Origin of the sequence: Burkholderia sp. Bp8994, from assembly GCF_003853805.1 — a bacterium.
Lineage (GTDB): Bacteria > Pseudomonadota > Gammaproteobacteria > Burkholderiales > Burkholderiaceae > Burkholderia.
In genome coordinates, this window is the sequence record NZ_QTQH01000010.1 from 105,919 (window position 1) to 122,029 (window position 16,111).

The 16,111-nt window shown below is 70.3% G+C and carries 13 protein-coding genes and 2 pseudogenes; 6 read left to right on the plus strand and 9 right to left on the minus strand.

Features of this window, described 5'->3' with window-relative positions:
* Positions 1 to 89 precede the first annotated feature (89 nt).
* Together DIE04_RS12945 and DIE04_RS12950 are read left to right on the plus strand one after the other, a co-directional pair.
* The gene (locus tag DIE04_RS12945; protein WP_124520465.1) at positions 90 to 1,223 is read left to right on the plus strand and encodes an alginate lyase family protein; all 1,134 of its coding nucleotides are present in this window, start codon (positions 90 to 92) and stop codon (positions 1,221 to 1,223) included.
* Between the two features lie 30 nt (positions 1,224 to 1,253).
* Positions 1,254 to 2,642: an L-serine ammonia-lyase gene (locus DIE04_RS12950; protein WP_124486848.1), complete on the plus strand. Its 1,389-nt coding sequence runs from the start codon at positions 1,254 to 1,256 to the stop codon at positions 2,640 to 2,642.
* 66 nt (positions 2,643 to 2,708) lie between these two features.
* Here DIE04_RS12950 and DIE04_RS12955 read toward each other — a convergent pair.
* The 3 genes and pseudogenes from DIE04_RS12955 to DIE04_RS12965 form a co-directional block, all read right to left on the minus strand.
* Positions 2,709 to 2,840: pseudogene (locus DIE04_RS12955) on the minus strand (VapC toxin family PIN domain ribonuclease); the annotation flags it as partial.
* A gap of 31 nt (positions 2,841 to 2,871) precedes the next feature.
* Positions 2,872 to 3,156, minus strand: a complete 285-nt coding sequence (locus DIE04_RS12960) for a type II toxin-antitoxin system RelE/ParE family toxin (RefSeq protein ID WP_124520464.1) — start codon at positions 3,154 to 3,156, stop codon at positions 2,872 to 2,874.
* Positions 3,153 to 3,554: pseudogene (locus DIE04_RS12965) on the minus strand (hypothetical protein); the annotation flags it as partial. The pseudogene DIE04_RS12965 and the gene DIE04_RS12960, both read right to left, overlap by 4 nt.
* Positions 3,555 to 3,582: 28 nt before the next feature.
* Here DIE04_RS12965 and DIE04_RS12970 point away from each other — a divergent pair.
* Entirely contained in the window at positions 3,583 to 5,286 is a 1,704-nt protein-coding gene (locus DIE04_RS12970; RefSeq protein ID WP_124520463.1) for a thiamine pyrophosphate-binding protein, read from the plus strand.
* Between the two features lie 2 nt (positions 5,287 to 5,288).
* On the plus strand, positions 5,289 to 6,377 hold the full coding sequence (locus tag DIE04_RS12975) for an ADP-heptose--LPS heptosyltransferase (protein ID WP_124520462.1): 1,089 nt from the start codon (positions 5,289 to 5,291) through the stop codon (positions 6,375 to 6,377).
* Between the two features lie 66 nt (positions 6,378 to 6,443).
* Here the strand turns inward: DIE04_RS12975 and DIE04_RS12980 are convergent, their stop codons facing one another.
* The 3 genes from DIE04_RS12980 to DIE04_RS12990 all read right to left on the minus strand — a co-directional run bounded on the left by DIE04_RS12980 (position 6,444) and on the right by DIE04_RS12990 (position 10,059).
* Entirely contained in the window at positions 6,444 to 7,478 is a 1,035-nt protein-coding gene (locus tag DIE04_RS12980) for a helix-turn-helix domain-containing protein (RefSeq protein ID WP_044848383.1), read from the minus strand.
* Between the two features lie 185 nt (positions 7,479 to 7,663).
* Complete coding sequence (locus tag DIE04_RS12985; RefSeq protein ID WP_124520461.1) at positions 7,664 to 8,209, minus strand: hypothetical protein; 546 nt, start codon at positions 8,207 to 8,209, stop codon at positions 7,664 to 7,666.
* Positions 8,210 to 8,532: 323 nt separating this feature from the next.
* Positions 8,533 to 10,059, minus strand: coding sequence for an aldehyde dehydrogenase family protein (locus tag DIE04_RS12990; protein WP_124520460.1), 1,527 nt, complete (start codon positions 10,057 to 10,059; stop codon positions 8,533 to 8,535).
* A 317-nt stretch (positions 10,060 to 10,376) separates the two neighbouring features.
* Here DIE04_RS12990 and DIE04_RS12995 point away from each other — a divergent pair, with 317 nt between their 5' ends.
* Positions 10,377 to 10,805, plus strand: coding sequence for a pyridoxamine 5'-phosphate oxidase family protein (locus tag DIE04_RS12995; RefSeq protein ID WP_124486842.1), 429 nt, complete (start codon positions 10,377 to 10,379; stop codon positions 10,803 to 10,805).
* Positions 10,806 to 11,164: 359 nt separating this feature from the next.
* On the opposite strand, the gene DIE04_RS13000 is transcribed toward DIE04_RS12995, so the two are convergent.
* Entirely contained in the window at positions 11,165 to 12,772 is a 1,608-nt protein-coding gene (locus DIE04_RS13000; protein WP_124520459.1) for an MFS transporter, read from the minus strand.
* 150 nt (positions 12,773 to 12,922) lie between these two features.
* On the opposite strand from DIE04_RS13000, the gene DIE04_RS13005 reads away from it, so the two are divergent.
* Positions 12,923 to 13,807 carry a LysR family transcriptional regulator gene (locus tag DIE04_RS13005; protein WP_044848388.1) on the plus strand — a complete coding sequence of 295 codons (885 nt, stop codon included), beginning with the start codon at positions 12,923 to 12,925 and terminating at the stop codon, positions 13,805 to 13,807.
* A 36-nt stretch (positions 13,808 to 13,843) separates the two neighbouring features.
* On the opposite strand, the gene eutC is transcribed toward DIE04_RS13005, so the two are convergent.
* Both eutC and DIE04_RS13015 read right to left on the minus strand, forming a co-directional pair.
* A complete protein-coding gene (eutC, locus tag DIE04_RS13010) occupies positions 13,844 to 14,638 on the minus strand; it encodes an ethanolamine ammonia-lyase subunit EutC (protein WP_124486840.1) in 795 nt (264 codons plus the stop codon).
* Positions 14,635 to 16,032: an ethanolamine ammonia-lyase subunit EutB gene (locus DIE04_RS13015; RefSeq protein ID WP_124520458.1), complete on the minus strand. Its 1,398-nt coding sequence runs from the start codon at positions 16,030 to 16,032 to the stop codon at positions 14,635 to 14,637. The genes eutC and DIE04_RS13015 overlap by 4 nt, the downstream gene beginning before the upstream one ends.
* Between the last annotated feature and the right edge of the window lie 79 nt (positions 16,033 to 16,111).

A 16,111-nucleotide genomic window follows, 5' to 3' on the forward strand; every position in this document is an offset into this window, starting at 1 on the left:
TTTTGCGTCCGCCGCCGGCCCGATCGATTCACGCTTGCCCGCCAATCCGGCTAACATCACACGCGATCCAGCCAATCAAGGAGTTCCGCATGGTGCGTCCGATGTTTCCGGGCCAGGGTGCCACGCAGGAGCGGCCGCGCACGCGCCGCGTCGTGCCGCTGCTCGTCGCGTCGCTGTCGTTGGCCGCCGGCCTCGGCACGGCCGGCAGCGCGCGCGCGGCGATGAATTTCTGCGCGGCGCCCGCGTTGCAGGCGAGCGAGACGACGCAGGCCGAGCCGGGCGTGCAGGCACTGATCCGCAGCGTCGACGCGCGCATCGGCGAGCAGCCGAAGGCAATGGCGCGCGTGCACACCGAGGGCACGCTGCCGCACGAAGGCATCTACGACCAGAGCGTCGATGCGCTGAAGGACATGGAGCTGATGCGCGATGCCGCGCTCGCGTGGCGCGTGACCAATGCGCCGCGCTACCTGCAGCTCGTCGACCGCTTCCTGTCCGCGTGGGTGTCGACCTATCAGCCGGACTTCAACCCGATCGACGAGACGCGCTTCGACAGCCTGATCATCGCGTACGACATGACGGCGAGCGCGCTGCCGGTCAAGACGCGTAACGCGACGGCGGCGTTCATCGCGAAGCTCGGCGCCGGTTACGTCGCGCAGATCGACGCGCAGAAGCGCCCGCTCGCCGGCACCTGGCGCAACAACTGGCAGAGCCACCGGATCAAGCTGATTGCGCTGTCCGCGTTCACGCTCGGCGACCGCAAGATGATGAACGCCGCGCAGCGGCTGTTCGTCGAGCATCTCGCCGACAACATCGGCCCGGACGGCAAGACCTGGGATTTCGAGGAACGCGATGCGCTGCATTACGCGGTGTACGACTTGCAACCGCTGGTGACGGCCGCGCTCGCCGCGCGCCGCTTCAACCGCAACTGGCTGCGCGAGCGCGGCGCGAACGGCGCGACGCTCGCGGCCGCGCTCGACTGGCTCGTGCCGTACGCGCTCGGCGAGAAAACGCACGAGGAATTCGTGAATTCGCCGGTGCCGTTCGACGCGAAGCGCCGCGAGGCCGGCTTGCCGGGTTATACGGGGCAGTGGGACCCGAAAAACGCCACCGAACTCTTTCATCTGGCCGCGCGTCTCGACGGGCGCTATGCGCGCGTCGCGCGGCAACTCTCCCCCATGCCGCCCGCATGGCTCGCCGCGTGCCTGCCATTGCAGGCGCGCTAGCATTATTCTTAAAGCAAGGCAGGTATCAAGATGGCAGTCAGCGTGTTTGACCTCTTCAAGATCGGCATCGGCCCGTCCAGTTCGCATACGGTCGGACCGATGCGCGCGGCGCTGATGTTCGTGCAGGGCCTCGAGCGAGACGGGATGCTCGACGCGACGGCCAGTGTGAAGGTCGAGCTGTACGGCTCGCTCGGCGCGACCGGCAAGGGCCACGGCACCGACCGCGGCGTGATGCTCGGCCTGCTCGGCGACGCGCCCGACACCGTCGATCCCGAGACGATCGACGCGCGTCTGGAAGATGTCCGCAAGTCGAAGAAGCTCGCGCTGCTCGGCACGCATCCGGTGCCGTTCGTGCTGAAGGAGAACATCGCGTTCTACCGGCAGGCGCTGCCCGAGCACCCGAACGGCATGAAGCTGCGCGCGTCCGACGCGAACGGCGACGTGCTGGTCGAGCGCACCTACCTGTCCGTCGGCGGCGGCTTCGTCGTGACGGCCGGTGCGCCGAACACGAAGGTGCTGAGCGCGGCCGAGCAGATGACGCATCCGTTCCGCACCGGCGCCGAGCTGCTCGCGCTGACCGAGTCGACCGGCAAGTCGATCGCGCAGCTGATGTGGGAAAACGAGCGCGCGTGGCACACCGAGGAAGAGACGCGCGACGGGCTGCTGAAGATCTGGGCCGTGATGCAGTCGTGCGTGTCGCGCGGCTGCGGGATCGGCAACCCGGAAGCCGACGGCAACCTGCCCGGCCCGTTCCAGGTCAAGCGCCGTGCGCCGCAGCTGTATCGTGCGCTGACCGGCCATCCGGAGCGCGCGCTGCAGGATCCGCTGTCGATGGTCGACTGGATCAACCTGTATGCGATCGCGGTCAACGAGGAAAACGCGGCCGGCGGCCGCGTCGTCACCGCGCCGACCAACGGCGCGGCCGGCATCATCCCGGCCGTGCTGCACTACTACACGCGCTTCACGCCGGGCGCGAACGAACAGGGCGTGATCGACTTCCTGCTGACCGCCGCCGCGATCGGCATCCTGTACAAGCTCAACGCGTCGATTTCGGGTGCGGAAGTGGGCTGCCAGGGCGAAGTGGGCGTCGCGTGCTCGATGGCGGCCGGCGCGCTCGCGGCCGTGCTCGGCGGCACGCCGCGCCAGGTCGAGAACGCGGCCGAGATCGGGATGGAGCACAACCTCGGCCTCACCTGCGACCCGGTCGGCGGGATGGTGCAGATCCCGTGCATCGAGCGCAACGCGATGGCGTCGGTGAAGGCGGTCAACGCGGCGCGCATGGCGCTGCGCGGCGACGGCTCGCACTACGTGTCGCTCGACTCGGTGATCAAGACGATGCGCGAGACGGGCGCCGACATGAAGACGAAATACAAGGAAACGTCGCGCGGCGGGCTGGCGGTGAATATCGTCGAGTGCTGATGCAGGGTCCGGCGGTCATGCGGGTGGATCGATATCCCGCATGACCGTCGGACACCATCACCGCCATCAATCGTTCAGCCAGTTCTCCAGCCGCAATCCCGGATAGCTGACGAAATCCCGCTCGTTGTTGGTCACGAGCGCGACGTCGAGCGACACCGCATGCGCGGCGATCAGCTTGTCGAGATGATCCTTCTTCCGCCGCTCGACGCCGACTTGCGGATATCGGGCATCACGGCCACTGCCGTCGCGCATGCAGCACGCGGAGGATCTCGACGATCCCCTCAGCCGGTCTGATGCGATACACGAGCACGTGGTTCGGCGCGACCACCAGTTCGCGCGTGCCGGCCACTCGCCCTTGCCGATACAGCTCTGCACGGGCCGGCAACGTGGCGGCCCTTTGTTCCAGCGGTTCGTCGAGTTCGATTGCGGCCTGCGGGTCGTGCTCGCCGATGTAGCCCATGATCGCGGCGCGATCCTCGTACGCCTTCGGATTCCAGTGCAGCGCGAAGGTCAAGAAGCATCCCCTCGCCTGCCCGCGAGCCGTTCACGCAGCGCCGCACGGCGCGACGCGAAGTCGGCACTCACCTCCGCGTCGGGAATCGACGCAGGCGGATCGTCCAGCGCCTGCTGCACCTGCTCGCGAAACCAGCGATCGTGGGCCGCTGCCTCGTGTGCCGCCCTCATCGCGGCCGCCCGATCGGGCCGGGTCGCCCGGCCGGCCGCATCCGGGTCGAACTCCGACGCATCCACATCGAAACGGCTGATGCCGATGTCGCGCAGAAAGCCGACCAGCGTTTCAAAGCGGCGAAACACCCGCACGTCGCGTGCAACATCCACGCCCCGAGCTCCCCGCGTTCCGACACTTTTCACCGGCCAGCGTGCCGGCGCCCCGACAACAGGCGTAATCTGTACATCCCGCTACCCAGGGAGACGGCAGCCCATGTCGCATTCCAAGGATCTCGAGCCGCGCGCCACCACCGGCGCGCGACTGCTCGTCGATGCGTTGCTCGCCAATCACGTCGAACGCGTGTTCTGCGTGCCGGGCGAGAGCTTTCTCGCCGTACTCGATGCGCTGGCGGACGACACCGCGCGGATCCAGACGGTCGTCTGCCGCCACGAAGCGGCGGCCGCGAACATGGCGGAAGCGGTCGGCAAGCTGACCGGCCGCCCCGGCATCGCGTTCGTCACGCGCGGGCCCGGCGCGACCCACGCGTCGATCGGCGTGCACACCGCGTTCCAGGATTCGACGCCGATGATCCTGTTCGTCGGCCAGTGCGCGCGCGAGCACCTCGACCGCGAAGCCTTCCAGGAAATCGACTACCGCCGGATGTTCGGCCAGATGGCGAAATGGGTCGCGCAGATCGACGACCCGCGCCGCATTCCCGAATACCTGAGCCATGCCTTCCACGTCGCGACGTCCGGCCGGCCCGGCCCGGTCGTGCTCGCGCTGCCCGAGGACGTGCTGTCCGACGCGTGCGCGCCGCAGCCCGTCGTGCCGGCCGCGAAACGCGTCGCGGCGTCGCCGTCGGCCGCGCAGGTCGACGAGCTGCGCGAACGGCTCGCGCGCGCCGAGCGGCCGTTCGCGATCGTCGGCGGCAGCGGCTGGACGCCCGACGCATGCGCGAACCTGCGCACCTTCGTCGAGCGCTGGCAACTGCCGGTCGCGTGCGCGTTCCGCTTCCAGGACATCTTCGACAACGCGCACCCGAACTACGCGGGCGACGTCGGCCTCGGGATCAATCCCGCGCTCGCCAAGCGGATCCGCGACGCCGACCTGCTGCTGGTGCTCGGCCCGCGTCTCGGCGAAGCGACGACGGGCGGCTACACGCTGCTCGACATCCCGAAGACGCGCCAGACACTGATCCACGTGCACCAGGGCGCGGACGAGCTCGGCCGCGTGTATGCGGCCGACCTGCCGATCGTGTCCGGGATGCCGGAAATCGCGGCGCCGCTCGCGGCGCTCGAACCGCCGGCGCACCCCGCGTGGGCCGGCACGGCCGCCGACGCGCACCGCGCGTACCGCGAATGGCACGCGCCGCTGCCGATGCCCGGCGATGTCCAGCTCGGCGACGTGATGGTGCAGTTGCGCGAGCGCCTGCCGCACGACGCGATCCTGACCAACGGCGCCGGCAACTACGCGATCTGGCTGCATCGCCACTTCGCGTACCGGCACTTTCGCTCGCAGCTCGCGCCGACCAGCGGCGCGATGGGCTACGGGCTGCCCGCCGCGCTCGCCGCGAAGTCGCTGTATCCGTCGCGGGCCGTCGTCGCGCTCGCCGGCGACGGCTGCTTCATGATGGCCGGCAACGAACTCGCGACCGCGATGCAGTACGGGCTGAACATCGTCGCCATCGTCGTCAACAACGGGCATTTCGGCACGATCCGCATGCATCAGGAGCGCAACTATCCGGGGCGCGTGCACGGCACCGGGCTCACGAACCCCGATTTCGCCGCGTATGCGCGCGCGTTCGGCGCGCATGGCGAGACGGTCGAGCGCACCGCCGACTTCGCGCCGGCACTGGAGCGCGCACTGACCTGCGGGCTGCCGGCGCTGATCGAGATCCGCATCCCGCAGGACGCCAGCACGCCGGCCGCGACGCTCGAGCAGATCCGCGAGCAGGGCCGCCGCGCACGCGGCGCGTGACCATGGAAATGCGCGCCGCGCCGGCCGGTCTCGCGCTGTCGCGCGACGACGCGCTGACGCACCCGGGCACGCTGCTCGCGCCCGACGGCACGCTCGTCGCCCCCTACGACCTCGAGCACGGCAGCGGCCCCGCGGAGGATCACGTGCCGGCCGCACCGGCGCTCGGCCTGCTGCACGCCGCCCACCGGCCGTTCCGGCTCGACTACGGCCGCACGGCGGACGTGTACGTGATCAACGGAATGGGCGTCGCGCTCGGCGACTCGGTGATCGGGCTGACCGCGCTCGCCGCGCTGCGCGCGATGCATCCCGGCCTGCGCTTCACGCTCTACCGGCCGGCCCGCGCGCCGCGCTACGTCGACGCGCTGTATGCGCTCGCCGCCGACGTCGTCGCGCCGTCGCGTACGCTGCCGTGCGCCGCCGACGCACTGCCCGCGCACGCGCCGCGCATCGATCTCGGCAATCACCTGTACTGGCCCGCTTTCGCGCGACAGCCGATGATCGACTTCTTCCTCGACGCGCTCGGCACGGACCCGGCCACGGTGCCGGCCGCCGCGAAGCGCAATCGCTGGCTCGCGCGGCTGCCCCTGCCCGCCCTGCCGGCCGAATGGCGGCGGCCGTACGTGCTGTTCTGCCCGAGCGCGAGCACCGCGGTGCGCAGCGTGCCGCCGGCGCTGCGCGCGGCTTTCGTGGAGCGGCTCGCGCGGCGTTACGGGCTGCCGGTGGTCGGCTTCGGCCCCGTCGCGCATCCGGCCTATGTCGACGTGAGCCGCGACGCGGCCGATACCGCGCGCTTCATTGCCTGGGTCAGCGGGGCGAGCGTGCTGTTCGCGCCCGACACGGCCGCGCTGCATCTCGCCGACGGTTTCGACGTGCCGACGCTCGGCTGTTTCACGACGATCGGCCCGGCGCTGCGCGTGCGCGACTATCCGCACTGCGTACCGGTCGCGCTCGATGTGCCGGACGCATTGCACGGGCTGCATCGCAGCGAGCGGCCGAACGACCTCGCGGCGGTCGAAGCCGCTTACCGGGCGATCGACTGGGATGCCTTGCCGTGGCCTGCACCGCGCGAAGCGGCGGCTACCGCCGGATAGGGATGGAGAAAAGGGAGTCGCCCGGATGACCGGACGCACCGCGGCATCCGCGCGCCGCCGCCCGCCTCACCCGGCCGCCACCGTCACCGCCCGCTCGCGCAGCGTCTCCGACGGCCGCTTGCCGAACAGCCGCCGATAGTCGGTCGCGAACTGGCTCAGGTGCCAGAAGCCCCACGCCTCCGCGACGTCCTGCACGGAACCGGCCGCCCGCCCGCACAGGTCGCGCCGCGCGCCGTTCAGCCGCAGCGTGCGCAGATAGGTCGCGGGCGCCATGCCGAGCACGTCCTGGAAACAGTACTGCAGCGTGCGCCGGCTCACGTGCAACTGCTCGCACAGCTCGGGCACGCCGACCGGGCGCGTGCGGTGTGCGAGCACGTACTCGCGCGCCTGCTCGACGATCCAGCGCCGTGTCGACGGGGCGCCGCCCGCGCCGTCGTCAGCCGGTTGCGCACACGCGTCGAACAGCGCGGCCAGCACCTCGGCCTGCAGGTCGTCGCGCTGTGCGTCGGGCAGCGGCCCACCCGCGGCCGCCGCGCCGTCGAGGCGGCCGCCGAGCAGCGCACACAGGCGCGCGAGCCGCATATCGCCGATCTGGATCACGCGCTGCGCGAACAGCCGCTCGTCGAGCGCACGGTGTTCGACTTCCTCCGCGTAGCGGCGCAGCACGTCGCCGCGCACGACCACGCCGTAGATCGAGAACTGCGCGGGTGTCAGCAATTCGAATTCGACGTTGCCGGGCCGGAACGCGAGCGCGCCGGGGCCGATGCGGCACGCATCGACCCGCGCGGTGCCGTCGCTCGTCAGCGGGATGCCGAACCAGTACGCGTCGCCGCGCACCTCGCACGCCTGCCGCAGCAGGTGGCTGGTCGATTCGCGAAACAGCTTCATCGTGTCGAGCGGCAGCTCGGTCAGCGTGCCGACGAAGCGGCCGGCCGCGAGCTGGTCGTAGGTCTGCCGCCAGCCGATCAGGTTGCGCGCCTGCTCGTCGGCGTCGTGCGCGACGCTGACCACGGCCTGGCCGGCCAGCGCGTCGTCGCCCTGTGCGCTGCACCGCGTGTCCTCGGCCGTCGGCTCGGCCATGCACTCCACTCGTTGACCCATCATGTTCTCCTCACCCGCCCGGGACCACGTCCAACACGCAAGTCCCGTGCCGATCCGCGTTGTCCGGCGACAAGCCCGTCATTCAACGCCGTGCGGCCGATGCGCGCCATGCGGGCGCACCCGGAGGCGGCATGCCGCGCACCGCGCGGGTGCGGCATGCGTGCCGCCGCCCGCCCGGCGACGCGCTACGCGCCCGGCCGCAACCGCACGACCCGCGTGCCGCAGTTGCCGTACGCCTGCGCGACCGCCAGTTCGACGATCGGACTGTCCGCCGGCCAGGGCGCCGCGTCCGCTTCCGGCAGATCGGTGCGCAACGTCGCGCGGCCGTTGATCCGGTAGCGGATGCCGCGCACGAAATCGATGAACAGCAGCCCGACGCCGCAGCCGTCGCACGCCAGCGCATCGAGCCGGTGGCCGCCGTGCGCCGGCAGCGCGAAGCGCAGCGTCTTCGTGTCGATCACGCGCACGACCGGCCATAGATCGCCGTTCGCGTCGCGCATGCCCTGCACGATGTCGCAGGTCATGCGCGACGGGGCCGGGCCGCCGCTCGTCGTGCCGACGAACATGAACGGCTGCGATTCGACGAACTGGCGCACACCGATGCTCAGCCGCGTCGTCACGACGTCGCTCATCCGCTCGGCTTCGTCGGCGACGCCGAAGCGGTGATGCGCGTCGAGCTCGCCCGCGTGAAACACCGGGTGACGCGGATAGGATCCGGGCAGTTCTGACATGCTGGTTTCCGTCGGGGCCATCGGGGTGCGATACGGGCACGATACGGGCGCGAACGCGCACCGGCCGGTGCGAATGCCGACGCCCGTATCGAAGGTCGGAACACGAAAACGGCGAAGTGCCGGACGAACCGGCGCCAGCGCATTGCCACCTCGCCGCGGACGCCGCCCGACGGCCGAAGGCTGGACAGCCAGCGCCCGACCGCCGCACCCTCCACGGCAAGCCGGCACCGGACGCGTCGCCGCCGTCCGGCACCGGCCGCCGTACCGGGCAGCGTTGCGCTGCCGCCCGGCCAGCCCCGGCACTTCGCCCCCTGCTGCGGCGATCAGAAGAACCCGAGCGCCTCGGCCTGGTAGCTGACCAGCAGGCACTTCGTCTGCTGATAGTTCGACAGCGCCATCTTGTGCGTCTCGCGGCCGATGCCGGACTGCTTGTAGCCGCCGAACGCCGCGTGCGCCGGGTACAGGTGGTAGCAGTTGGTCCACACGCGGCCGGCCTCGACCTCGCGGCCCATCCGGTACGCACGCGTGCCGTTGCGCGTCCACACGCCCGCGCCGAGCCCGTAGAACGTGTCGTTCGCGAGTTCGATCGCCTCCTGCTCGTCCTTGAACGTCATCACCGACGCGACCGGCCCGAAGATCTCTTCCTGGAACACGCGCATCTTGTTGTTGCCGAACAGCATCGTCGGCTTCACGTAATAGCCCGTGCCGAGGTCGGCGGCCGGTGCCGTGCGCTCGCCGCCCGTCAGGCATTGCGCGCCTTCGTCGCGGCCGATGTCGATGTACGACAGGATCTTGTCGAGCTGCTGCTGCGACGCCTGCGCGCCGATCATCGTCTGCAGGTCGAGCGGGTGGCCGCCCTTGATGCGCTCGACGCGCGCGACGGCCTTCTCGATGAAGCGTTCGTAGATCGATTCCTGGATCAGGATCCGCGACGGGCACGTGCACACTTCGCCCTGGTTGAGCGCGAACATCGCGAGGCCTTCGAGCGCCTTGTCGAGGAACGCGTCGTCCTGGTCGAGCACGTCGGCGAAGAAGATGTTCGGGCTCTTGCCGCCCAGTTCGACCGTCGACGGGATCAGGCTCTCGGCCGCCGCGCGCAGGATGTGCTTGCCGACCGGCGTGGAACCGGTGAACGCGATCTTCGCGATCCGCTTGCTGGTCGCGAGCGCCTCGCCCGCTTCCTTGCCGAAGCCGCTGACGATGTTGATCGTGCCGGCCGGGAACAGGTCGCCGATCAGCTCCATCAGCACCAGCACCGACGCGGGCGTCTGCTCGGCCGGCTTCATCACCACGCAGCAGCCGGCCGCGAGCGCCGGTGCGAGCTTCCACGCGGCCATCAGCAGCGGGAAGTTCCACGGGATGATCTGGCCGACGACGCCGAGCGGCTCGTGGAAGTGATACGCGACGGTGTTGTCGTCGATCTCGGAGATGCCGCCTTCCTGCGCGCGGATGCAGCCCGCGAAATAGCGGAAGTGGTCGATCGCGAGCGGCAGGTCGGCCGCCATCGTCTCGCGCAGCGGCTTGCCGTTGTCGATCGTCTCGGCCACCGCGAGCAGCTTCAGGTTCTTTTCCATCCGGTCGGCGGCGGCGAGCAGCAGGTTCGCGCGCTCGGTGACCGACGTCTTGCCCCACTTGCGGCGCGCGGCGTGCGCGGCATCGAGTGCGACCTCGATGTCGTCGGCGCCGGAGCGCGGCACGCGGCAGAACGGCTTGCCGTTGATCGGCGACACGTTCTCGAAATATTCGCCCTTCACCGGCGGAACCCACTTGCCGCCGATGTAGTTGTCGTACTGCTGACGGTACGGGTATTCGACGTCGAGGCCCAGTTGTTTCAGGTCAAACGGGTTCATACATGTCTCCTGTTCATCGTGCTTGTGTGAATGCAGCGCCGGTTGGATCGCGCTGCACGGTTTACGCAACATGCGTGCCAAACCGGGCGAAAACGGAACAGGAGCGGTGCGTCCGGGCGCCCGCCGGGGGCGATGCCGGCGCATCGAACACGAGTGTCCCGATTCTGAACACCGGGACGGCACAGCGGGTACGACGGGTGTTCGGATTTTTCACAGCGCAGCTGCGCACGCACCGCTGCGCGCCACGCTCGCCGCATGGCATGTCGCTTGCGTGCGGAACGCGAATCCGCACGCATCGGCCACGCGCCGACCGAACCATGAACCAACCGGGCCCCTTGAGCGACGATGTCGTCGCGTTCATCCATGAACAGGCATTCCTGATCGTCGCGACCGCGAACGCGGCGGGCGACGCCGACTGCTCGTATCGCGGCCGGCAGCCGCGCGCGGACGGTTCGTTCGCCCCGCTCGTCGACCTGCCCGATCGCCGCACGCTCGTGCTGCCCGACTTCGCGGGCAACAACCTGTTCAACACGATCGGCAACCTGCTCGTGAATCCGGCGATCGCGCTGCTGTTCGTCGATTTCGTCCGGCAGACGACGTGGCTCGTGCAGGGGCGCGCGACGATCGACGAAGAGGCGGGAAGCCGCGCGCAACTGTGGCCGGATGCGCTGCGTTATGTGGTCGTTGACGTGGAAAGCGCGCACGCGCGGGCCGATGCGGAATTGCCGCCGCTCGTGCTGGCGTGAGGCGCCGCACCATGCCGTCGTTGCGGCAAGGCGCGCGTGCCTGGGCCGGTGAGGCGCTGCGGCCGCTCGTGCTGGCGTGAGTCGCCGCACCATGCCGCCGTCGCGGCAAGGCGGGCGCGCATGGGCCGATGAGGCGCTGCGGCCGCTTGCGCAAACGTGACGCGCCGGGTGAGTCGTCGGTGCAGGAGCGCGCCGGCGCCGTTCCCGATGAGCGTGTGCCCGGCGACGCAACGCTCTACGGTCATTCGCGCGCGGGGCCGATCGTCGGTACGCGGATTCGCGCCATCGCAAAATGCCCGGGCGCGCGGTCCGCGATTGTCGACCTGCACGCCCCCGACGACGCCCCGCTCACCGCACACTCACCGCCCGCTTGCTTCCACGCAAGCCGGTCCGGTCCGGCGACGCGCCCGCGCGTCGGTATGCGCCGGTTCGCCGTCATCGCCGCGCGCTTCCGCCACTGCCGGCCGTGCACCGAGAAACGCGAACACCACCACCGCACACAGCACCGTGACGACCGCGAGCCCGATCAGCAGCCGATCGAATGCATGCACATAGCTCGCGAGCAGCGCCGCACGACCGACGCCCGGCAACCCGGCCGCCGCACCGGCGAGATCGCCGGTCGCGAGGCGCGCGGCCGCCCGCAGCGTCGCGTCGGATGTTCCCGTCGCCGCCTGCCGCAAATCGGCGTGCGCGAGGGTCGCCAGCACCGCGCCGGCGATCGCTAACGCGATCCCTTCGCCCGCAACGCGCGTCGTGCTGAAGATCCCGGTCGCCATCCCCGCGCGCTCCTTCGGCACGACGCTGACCGACAGCCCGTCCATCAGCCCCCACGGCATGCCGGCCCCGACGCCGATCGCGAGCATCGGCGCGATCGCCGCCGGCCCCGCGCCGCCGCGCAGCGCGACGCCCAGCCATACGAGGCCCGCCGCCGCGAGCAGGAGCCCGAGCCCCGAGATCACGCCGGCCGACAGCCAGCGCGTGAGCGTCGCCGCGACGAGCGGCACGACGAGCATCGGCGCGGAGATCGCGAGCATCAGCCAGCCCGCGTCGATTTCGCTGAAACCGTCGATGCCGATGAAGCGCAGCGGCAGCACGACGAGCAGCACGATGTAACAGCAGCAGGTCGACACCGGCAGCACCTGCACGCCGACGAAGCGCGGAATCCGGAACAGCGAGAGGTCGAGCATCGGCCGCGCGACGCGCGTCTCGATCGCGACGAATGCGCACGCGCCGAGCACCGCGCCCGCCAGCAGCACAACGACGAGCGGATGCGTCCAGCCGCGCGCGGGTGCCTCGATCACGCCGAACGTGAACAGCGTGAGCGCGGCGGTGAACGCTGCGGTGCCGGGCCAGTCGAGCCCCGTCGCGTGCGGATCGCGCGACTCGTGCATGCGCGGCAGCCCGAACCCGAGCGACAGCGTGCCGGCCGCCGCGCCCGTGACGAAGATCGCACGCCAGCCACCGTGCGCGATCAGCGAGCCGGCGAGCACCGGCCCGAACGCGAGCCCGATGCCGAAGGTCGTGCCGAGCAGGCTGAACGCACGCGTGCGCGCCGCGCCGTCGAACTCCTGCGCCAGCGCGGCCGTGCCGCCCGCGAGCGCCGCGGCCGCCGCGAGCCCTTGCGCGCCGCGCAGCAGGTCGACCGCGAGCATCGACGGCGCGAACGCGAGCGCAACCGACATCAGCGTGAAGCCGCCGACGCCGATCGCGAACACGCGCTTGCGGCCGAACTGGTCGGCCAGCGCGCCCGCCGCCATCAGGAAACTGCCGAACGCGAGCATGAACGCGTTCGTGATCCAGTTCATCGCGACCGGGCCGCCGTGCAGGTCGCGGCCGATCGCGGGCGTCGCGACCGCGCCGCCCGAAAACGACAGCGGCAGCGCGACGGCGGCCATGCAGACGGCGGCCAGCACCCACGCGCGCCGGCGTGCCGATGTGGCTGAATCGGCTGAAAACGGGTGATCCATCATTGCTCCTCGAAAAGCCGGCGCGGATGCGCCTCAAGCGCGATCAAGGATAATTTCGATTCAATCACCGAAAAACAATGCGTTGCTCCGTATATAACGGACTAAAATTCCTCAATTCACCGCATCGCATCCGCTCGCCCGCCTACGTCGATGGAAAACCTGAACGGCATCGCCGCCTTCGTCCGCACCGCCGAAGCGCTCAGCTTCGTCGCGGCCGGCCGCGCGCTCGGCATCTCGGCGTCCGCCGTCGGCAAGACGATCGCGCGGCTCGAGCAGTCGCTCGGCGTGCGCCTGTTCAACCGCACGACGCGGCGCGTCACGCTGACCGACGAAGGGCGCCATTTCTACGAACGCTGCCAGCGGATCCTCGAGGATTTTCGCGATGCGGAGGCGACCGTGACGGCCGCCGCGCAGCGCCCGCGCGGCAAGCTGCGCGTGAGCCTGCCGGTGATCGGCTACCGGTTCCTGCTGCCGGTGCTACCCGAATTCAGGCAGCGCTATCCGGACGTCGAGCTCGACCTGGATTTCAACGACCGGATGGTCGATGTCGTCGAAGGCGGCTTCGACGCGGTGATCCGCAGCGGCCCGCTGTCGGATTCGAGCCTGATGTCGCGGCGGCTCGGCCCGTTCGCGTTCGTGCTGTGCGCAACGCCCGCGTATCTCGCGCAGGCCGGCACGCCGCGGGCGCCGCGCGATCTCGAAGCGCACGATTGCGTGCGCTACTGTTTCCCGACCACCGGCAAGCTGCAGGACTGGGCGCTCGCCGCCGACGACGGCACGCCGCTGAAGCTGCGCACCGCGATGACCTGCAACAACATGGAAGCGCTGCGCGGCGCGGTGATGGCGGGGCTCGGCATCGGCTACATGCCCGATTTCCTCGCGCGCGACGCGCTGGACACGGGCGCGCTCGTCACGGTGCTCGACGACTACCGGATCGCGCCGGGGCAGTTCTCGATCGTGTGGCCGTCGAGCCGGCAGCTGTCGCCGAAGCTGCGCGTGTTCGTCGACTTCCTGTGCGAGCGGCTGTTCAAGTAGACAAGTAGACGGACGGCGCGGTCGCGCCATCGATCCTCACCAATCCGCGCCGATCCGCTCCGCTTCCGCCTGCGGCAACAGCGCATCGCTGTCGTCCTTCAGCCCGACGCCCGTGAGGCCGAGCCGGCGCGCGTGCGTCATCAGGTAATGCAGCTTGTGCGCGGCCGCGGCATGCGGCAGCCCTTCGGGCCGCACGTTCGAGATGCAGTTGCGCAGTGCGTCGTGGCAGCCGACCTTCGGCGCCCAGGTCAGGTACACGCCGAGGCTGTCCGGCGAGCTGAGCCCCGGCCGTTCGCCGATCAGCATCGCGACGACCTGCGCGCGCAGCAGTTCGCCGATCTCGTCGCCGAGCGCGACGCGCGCCTGCGTCGCGACCACCACCGGGCCGATCCGCCAGCCGTCCGCTTCGAGCCGCGGGCACACGGCCTGCAGCAGCGGCAGCGCCTGCTTCGCGGCCGCGAACGCCGACAGCCCGTCGCCGACCACGAACACCACCTCCGGCGCGTCGTCGAGCGCCGCGCCGTAGCCGGCCAGCAGCGCGCGTCCGTCATCGGACAGCTTGCGGCCGAGATCGGGCCGGCGCAGGTAATGCTGGCGGTCGGGCGCCGCGCTCTGCACGCCGAGCGTCGCGAAGCCGGCCGCGTCGATCTCGCGGCGCAGCGCGTCCGCGTCGAGCGGCTGGTGCACCGCGTCGCGCGCCTGCGCGTGCGACAGGTTGAACGCGAGCAGCGGCGCGGTCGGCAGGCTGCTGCCCGCGCGGCCGAGCGCGATCCGCGCGTTCGTGAACGACTTCAGCTGCGCCCACGGGTTCTTTTCGACGGCGTCGCTCATGCCGAAATCCCCATCCAGTCGTTCGCGCCCGCGAGCAGCGGCACACGCGCGTTCGCGGCGCGCAGCGCGCCGTGCGCGTCGGCGATCTCCATCGTCTCCAGCCATTCCTCGAACTCGGGCGCGCGGCGCAGGCCGAGCACCTCGCGCACGTAGAGCTGGTCGTGAAACGACGTGCTTTGATAGTTCAGCATCACGTCGTCCGCGCCCGGAATCCCCATGATGAAGTTGATGCCGGCCGCGCCCAGCAGCGTCAGCAGCGTGTCCATGTCGTCCTGGTCGGCTTCCGCGTGATTCGTGTAGCAGATGTCGCAGCCCATCGGCACGCCGAGCAGCTTGCCGCAGAAATGATCCTCGAGCCCCGCGCGGATGATCTGCTTGCCGTCGTACAGGTATTCGGGCCCGATGAAGCCGACCACCGTGTTCACGAGAAACGGATCGAACTTGCGCGCGACCGCATACGCGCGCACCTCGCAGGTCTGCTGGTCGACACCGAAGTGCGCGTTCGCCGACAGCGCGCTGCCTTGCCCCGTCTCGAAGTACATCAGGTTGTTGCCGACGGTGCCGCGCTTGAGCGACAACGCGGCCTCGCGCGCCTCGCCGAGCAGCGCGAGCGAGATCCCGAAGCTCGCGTTCGCCTTCTCGGTGCCCGCGATCGACTGGAACACCAGGTCGACCGGCGCGCCCTTCTCGATCGCCGCGATCGTGTTGGTCACGTGCGTGAGCACGCACGACTGCGTCGGCACGCCGTAGCGTTCGCGGAATCCGTCGATCATCGCGAGCAGCTTCACGATCGCCGCGAGGCTGTCGGTCGCCGGGTTGATGCCGATCATCGCGTCGCCGCAGCCGTACATCAGCCCGTCGAGCATCGACGCGGCAATGCCCTTCACGTCGTCGGTCGGATGGTTCGGCTGCAGCCGCACCGACATCCGGCCGGCCAGCCCGACCGTGTTGCGAAAGCGCGTGACGACGCGGCGCTTGCGCGCGGCCGCGATCAGGTCCTGGTTGCGCATCAGCTTCGACACGGCCGCGACCATCTCGGGCGTGAGGCCCGGCGCGATCCGCTCGAGCGCGGCGCCGTCGGCCGCGGGCGACAGCAGCCAGTTGCGGAAGTCGCCGACGGTGAGGTGCGAGATCTCCGCGAACGCGGCCGCGTCGTGATCGTCGAGGATCAGGCGCGTGACCTCGTCGTGTTCGTACGGAATCAGCGCTTCGTTCAGGAACGCCTTCAGCGGCACGCCCGCGAGCGCGATCTTCGCGGCCACGCGCTCCTCCTCGCTCGCCGCCGCGACGCCGGCGAGCTGGTCGCCCGAGCGCAGCGGGCTCGCTTTCGCGAGCAGCGTCTTCAGGTCCGCGAAACGGTACGTGCGCGGACCGATCGTCTCCGTGTAGGACATCGTTCGAATCTCCTTGCCAGTCCTTGCCTTGCCTGACGCCGACGGCGCGCCCGTTCGACGGGGCGCGCCGCATGCCGTC

Coding starts and splice junctions, on each gene's coding strand:
- DIE04_RS13005 (WP_044848388.1), top strand. CDS start 12,923: ATGGAAAACCTGAACGGCATCGCCGCCTTCGTCCGCACCGCCGAAGCG.
- DIE04_RS12970 (WP_124520463.1), top strand. CDS start 3,583: ATGTCGCATTCCAAGGATCTCGAGCCGCGCGCCACCACCGGCGCGCGA.
- DIE04_RS12945 (WP_124520465.1), top strand. CDS start 90: ATGGTGCGTCCGATGTTTCCGGGCCAGGGTGCCACGCAGGAGCGGCCG.
- DIE04_RS12950 (WP_124486848.1), top strand. CDS start 1,254: ATGGCAGTCAGCGTGTTTGACCTCTTCAAGATCGGCATCGGCCCGTCC.
- DIE04_RS13000 (WP_124520459.1), bottom strand. CDS start 12,772: ATGGATCACCCGTTTTCAGCCGATTCAGCCACATCGGCACGCCGGCGC.
- DIE04_RS12975 (WP_124520462.1), top strand. CDS start 5,289: ATGGAAATGCGCGCCGCGCCGGCCGGTCTCGCGCTGTCGCGCGACGAC.
- DIE04_RS12980 (WP_044848383.1), bottom strand. CDS start 7,478: ATGGGTCAACGAGTGGAGTGCATGGCCGAGCCGACGGCCGAGGACACG.
- eutC (WP_124486840.1), bottom strand. CDS start 14,638: ATGAGCGACGCCGTCGAAAAGAACCCGTGGGCGCAGCTGAAGTCGTTC.
- DIE04_RS12990 (WP_124520460.1), bottom strand. CDS start 10,059: ATGAACCCGTTTGACCTGAAACAACTGGGCCTCGACGTCGAATACCCG.
- DIE04_RS13015 (WP_124520458.1), bottom strand. CDS start 16,032: ATGTCCTACACGGAGACGATCGGTCCGCGCACGTACCGTTTCGCGGAC.
- DIE04_RS12985 (WP_124520461.1), bottom strand. CDS start 8,209: ATGTCAGAACTGCCCGGATCCTATCCGCGTCACCCGGTGTTTCACGCG.
- DIE04_RS12995 (WP_124486842.1), top strand. CDS start 10,377: ATGAACCAACCGGGCCCCTTGAGCGACGATGTCGTCGCGTTCATCCAT.